Here is a 3,960-nt window from a genome sequence, read left to right as displayed (position 1 = left end):
AGGATTGGAAAAAAGTGTTTTAAAGTCCACTGTCAGCAGACAATGGACAAAGTTGCTTTTTGGAAACAATTGAGTATAAGTTATTTTGGGGAAGGTATTTTTTATTGCTTGCCTCGTAGCAAATTTGTAGAAAGTCATAAGGAGGAGATTCGAGAGAAATACAATCTTTCAAACGAAATGCCAAAGATAAACGGCATCTATTTAGGGACTTTTATAAAAATGAGGGCATGGGATAGAATTAGAAAAACCAAACCAAGCTTAAAAGAAATTATAAACATGGTTGAAAAGTGAAATAGTGGCTATCTATTAGAAGGAGTTTTTACTCCATTTAATCTTGATTGATAATTTCAACTGTTACAATTTCATTCTTGAATAGTCTAATCCATCTATTTCCTGTTTTGATAGATAAACTGTCGTATTCTTCATCATAGACTTCTTTATCATTAAAAAAACAAATCCCTACAAATGTTTGATCGTCAATATCAGTAATTTTAACAACTTTATTGTTGAAGTTTTCAAGTTTCATAAATTTTTCCTTTTTATATTATTGGAATACCTTTTGCGTAAGCTTCTTTCGCTTCTGCAAGCGTCATTTCATTAGGTCCACCATCTATATTAGTTTCTCCTGTATTTTGCCACTGACAGACGTCGCAGATATCATACACTGCTGTAACAGTACCACATACTGGACAATGGACATATTCGCTACCGTTAATAATGATTAAATTCTCTTTTCCAGTCTTATTCATTTAAGGTTACTCCCAACACTATACAAATATATTAGCTATTCCTATACACTACTTTTTCAATATCATTGATTGTAATTGTTATGGTATCCCAGTCTTTCGGGGAATTTCCTATGTCAGCAATAAAAGTATCTTCACTTAACTTTTCGACAATTGTCGCCGTTTGACCGTTTTTTAACAACACTGTATCAAATTCTCGAATTTTTACGATTTTTCTCCTTGCGTAAGCTTCTTTGGCTTCGGCTAGAGTCATTTTATTTGGGCCACCGTCAATATTTATAATACCCGTATTTTGCCAACGACAAACGTCACAGATATCATAGTCTATTACGTCATTCCCACAAACAGGACAATGTAGCCAGGTCTCCCCATTAATTACCCAAGTCTTTTGTGATTCATTTATGTCGTTTTTCCTTTTATAAGCCATTTTCGCTTCAGCAAGCGTCATTTTATTAGGACCGCCATCGATATTAAATGCTCCCGTATTTTGCCAATGACAAACATCGCAAATATCATAAGTTTCTACTAAAGTTCCACATACAGGGCAATGCACATGCTCCCAACCATCAATGAAAATTAAATTCTCTTTTTTAGTTTTATTCATGATAAACAACTCCCGTTATTTTGTAATACCGTATTGAGTTAACTCTATTGATGCGATTTCAGATTCATTAAATCCAACATATAGATATTTATCTGTTCTTATTGTAATTTCATCATAGAGTTCATCTACCGTATCAAGTTTCCCTGTAAAGCTATTACAATGACCCTCTAAAATTTGACCGTCAACAAAAACAACCCTAATTTCTTTTCCTAAATATTGTTCTAAATTCATTACTGATTTCCTTTCCAATATTATACTTCAAATCAAGGATATTACTAATGAATGAAGTATGGTAAATGATAAAACAGTTTATCTGACAATACAAGTTTCTCGTATGCCGAATGTATTGATTTAGTAGTTTTTGGAGGTCTTTTATAAAATCTGTAATCTAATTTTTTGTGATAATCATTTTTAATGAAGAGAGGATAGAAGTTGAGAATCTGTCTTGGAGCGAGAAATTCAGGATCTCCGACTGTCCTGCCTATCCTTTTATATAATGCTTCCCTTAGAACCACATCTAGGATCTTTGATGGTATAAGAGAATAATACGTCTCATTCTTTACAATACGTGTAGCACGTGTTATAATGGTGTTGTCAGGGGGTAAAAGCGCTATGCCTATGACACAAAAAGAGATGGTTAAACTCCTTACGGCTCATGGTTGGATAAAGACCAAAGGCGGTAAAGGCTCCCATATTAAAATGGAGAAGCAAGGGGAAAGACCTATCACAATCCCTCATGGTGAGCTGAATAAGTACACTGAAAGAGGGATAAGAAAGCAAGCTGGGTTGTAAAATTCAGCCCCTGCTTTTTGATATGGAGGTAGTGAGATGTTAGTTACGTATCCAGCTTTATTTTATTATGACGATACAGACGGAGTAGAAGCGACTTATTTTGTCCATTTCCCGGATTTTGAATACTCAGCTACACAAGGAGAGGGGATTTCTGAGGCTTTGGCTATGGGTTCGGAGTGGCTAGGGATAACTGTCGCAGATTTGATAGAGAGTGATGGAGACTTACCTCAGCCTTCAGATATCAATAGCTTGTCTTTGATTAAAAATGATCCTTTTAAAGACGATGACGATTTTGAGTCAACTTATGATCTTGATAAATCTTTTATTTCTATGGTATCTGTTGATGTATCAGAATATCTAGGAAGTCAGGAACCAATTAAAAAGACCTTGACCATACCAAGGTGGGCAGATAAGTTGGGACGAGAAATGGGACTTAACTTTTCTCAGACTTTGACAGAAGCTATTGCAGATAAGAAAATTCAAGCATAAGATTAAGTATGACATCGTGGGAATAGTCAATAAAAAAGCACGTCTAATTGTGCTAGTTACTTGTCTATTGATCCTATAGATTTGCTAGCCCTTTCGAGGGCTTTTTGTGTTGAGTTTTTGGAAAAAATAAGGAAATCAACCGTTTAAGAAAATCACTGATACCAAGAGTTTAAATGAGGTAATATGGTATAATTAGGACATAAAATAATTTTGTGGTAAGATGGTAGTATCTATTTTAGCACATTTCCGAGCAATCGGGGCGATTAAAGAGTCGCATAGAAAGAGGATAAAATGGCAACATACGGATTTTTAGATGTTTTAGAGGAAGAGTTGGAGAAGAACTTTCCTTTTGACTTTGAGATTAGCTGGGACAAGCGTAACCACGCAGTTGAAGTGAGTTTTCTATTGGAAGCGCAAAACGCTGCAGGTGTGGAGATGGTGGATGAAGACGGAGAGGTGTCATCAGATGATATCCTCTTTGAGGAAGCAGTCCTTTTTTACAATCCTGCCAAGTCAACCGTCAATGCAGAAGACTATTTGACTGTTATTCCTTACCTGCCTAAAAAAGGATTTTCTCGTGAATTTTTAGCTTATTTTGCCCTTTTCCTCAAAGATACTGCCGAGGTTGGGCTGGATGCCCTCATGGACTTTTTGGAAGACCCAGAAGCAGAAGAATTTGTCATGGAATGGAACCAAGAAGTCTTTGAAGAGGGGAAAGTTGGCTTGGAAGAGGGAGAATTTTATCCTTATCCGAGATATTAGGAGTTGGTTGGAGATTTTATGAAGAAAATTGGGACTTATTTGGTTTATGTGCTAGCTTTTGTCTTTATTATGCTAGCTTTTGCTTGTGGAACCATCGCATTTGCAGATTTGGGATATTCCGCAGTTTTAGCCTTTACTTTTGGTTATGCCTTCGCTCTTCTAAGTATGTATTTAATCTTTATTCTTCATGAGTTGGGTCATGCTTTTTGTGGCTACTTGACAGGCTATCGGCTGGTGGCTTTTGGATTAGGACATTTTCTTTTTACAAAAAAGTCAGGCAGGTTTCATCTTAGTCGAACAGCCATTCTGAAAAATGTTGGTGCTCAGTATATTAGACTTGTTCGGCAACTCAAAAGTGGTATACTAAAGCTATGGAAACAACATACGAAAAAGCCTTAAAATTAAACTCAGAGAATTTCAAATTGTTGATAGGTGTTAAAAAAGCGACGTTTCAACTGATGCTTGATTGTCTCACTGACGCTTATCAAGAGCAACACCGAAAAGGAGGACGCCCACGCCGTCTAAGTATGGAAGACCAACTTATCATGACCTTGCCCTACTTACGCT

General features: G+C 36.2%; 7 protein-coding genes and 4 pseudogenes. 6 read left to right on the top strand and 5 right to left on the bottom strand.

Annotated elements, in window-relative coordinates; genetic code table 11:
* Positions 1-291, top strand: a 291-nt coding sequence (locus tag FGQ53_RS11245; protein WP_195450367.1) for a hypothetical protein, incomplete at its 5' end; no start/stop codon positions are given.
* A 37-nt stretch (positions 292-328) separates the two neighbouring features.
* Here the strand turns inward: FGQ53_RS11245 and FGQ53_RS11240 are convergent.
* From FGQ53_RS11240 to FGQ53_RS11220, 5 genes and pseudogenes are all read right to left on the bottom strand, one after another.
* Complete coding sequence (locus FGQ53_RS11240; RefSeq protein ID WP_138338844.1) at positions 329-526, bottom strand: hypothetical protein; 198 nt, start codon at positions 524-526, stop codon at positions 329-331.
* Between the two features lie 13 nt (positions 527-539).
* Entirely contained in the window at positions 540-749 is a 210-nt protein-coding gene (locus FGQ53_RS11235; protein WP_084928232.1) for a CPCC family cysteine-rich protein, read from the bottom strand.
* Between the two features lie 214 nt (positions 750-963).
* Positions 964-1,173 (bottom strand): annotated as a pseudogene (locus tag FGQ53_RS12075) (CPCC family cysteine-rich protein); the annotation flags it as partial.
* Positions 1,159-1,350: pseudogene (locus FGQ53_RS12070) on the bottom strand (CPCC family cysteine-rich protein); the annotation flags it as partial. The pseudogenes FGQ53_RS12075 and FGQ53_RS12070, both read right to left, overlap by 15 nt.
* A gap of 15 nt (positions 1,351-1,365) precedes the next feature.
* A complete protein-coding gene (locus FGQ53_RS11220; RefSeq protein WP_138338841.1) occupies positions 1,366-1,581 on the bottom strand; it encodes a hypothetical protein in 216 nt (71 codons plus the stop codon).
* Between the two features lie 381 nt (positions 1,582-1,962).
* Between FGQ53_RS11220 and FGQ53_RS11215 the strand changes: the two genes are divergently transcribed.
* From FGQ53_RS11215 to FGQ53_RS11195, 5 genes and pseudogenes are all read left to right on the top strand, one after another.
* On the top strand, positions 1,963-2,142 hold the full coding sequence (locus FGQ53_RS11215; RefSeq protein WP_001132279.1) for a type II toxin-antitoxin system HicA family toxin: 180 nt from the start codon (positions 1,963-1,965) through the stop codon (positions 2,140-2,142).
* A gap of 36 nt (positions 2,143-2,178) precedes the next feature.
* Entirely contained in the window at positions 2,179-2,631 is a 453-nt protein-coding gene (locus tag FGQ53_RS11210) for a type II toxin-antitoxin system HicB family antitoxin (RefSeq protein ID WP_138338838.1), read from the top strand.
* A 291-nt stretch (positions 2,632-2,922) separates the two neighbouring features.
* Positions 2,923-3,393 (top strand): DUF3013 family protein, encoded by a 471-nt coding sequence (locus FGQ53_RS11205; RefSeq protein WP_049531867.1) that lies wholly within the window; start codon positions 2,923-2,925, stop codon positions 3,391-3,393.
* Between the two features lie 18 nt (positions 3,394-3,411).
* Positions 3,412-3,732: pseudogene (locus tag FGQ53_RS11200) on the top strand (site-2 protease family protein); the annotation flags it as partial.
* Between the two features lie 32 nt (positions 3,733-3,764).
* A pseudogene (locus FGQ53_RS11195) lies at positions 3,765-3,960 on the top strand (IS5/IS1182 family transposase); the annotation flags it as partial.

The sequence above is a fragment of the Streptococcus mitis genome, from assembly GCF_005844455.1.
GTDB lineage: Bacteria > Bacillota > Bacilli > Lactobacillales > Streptococcaceae > Streptococcus > Streptococcus mitis_BF.
Note: the sequence above shows the minus strand (reverse complement) of the source record. Positions and strands in the feature narration are given on the sequence as shown.

Excerpts from the sequence above, each read along its gene's own strand:
- FGQ53_RS11240 (WP_138338844.1), bottom strand. The coding sequence starts at position 526 with ATGAAACTTGAAAACTTCAACAATAAAGTTGTTAAAATTACTGATATT.
- FGQ53_RS11235 (WP_084928232.1), bottom strand. The coding sequence starts at position 749 with ATGAATAAGACTGGAAAAGAGAATTTAATCATTATTAACGGTAGCGAA.
- FGQ53_RS11220 (WP_138338841.1), bottom strand. The coding sequence starts at position 1,581 with ATGAATTTAGAACAATATTTAGGAAAAGAAATTAGGGTTGTTTTTGTT.
- FGQ53_RS11215 (WP_001132279.1), top strand. The coding sequence starts at position 1,963 with ATGCCTATGACACAAAAAGAGATGGTTAAACTCCTTACGGCTCATGGT.
- FGQ53_RS11210 (WP_138338838.1), top strand. The coding sequence starts at position 2,179 with ATGTTAGTTACGTATCCAGCTTTATTTTATTATGACGATACAGACGGA.
- FGQ53_RS11205 (WP_049531867.1), top strand. The coding sequence starts at position 2,923 with ATGGCAACATACGGATTTTTAGATGTTTTAGAGGAAGAGTTGGAGAAG.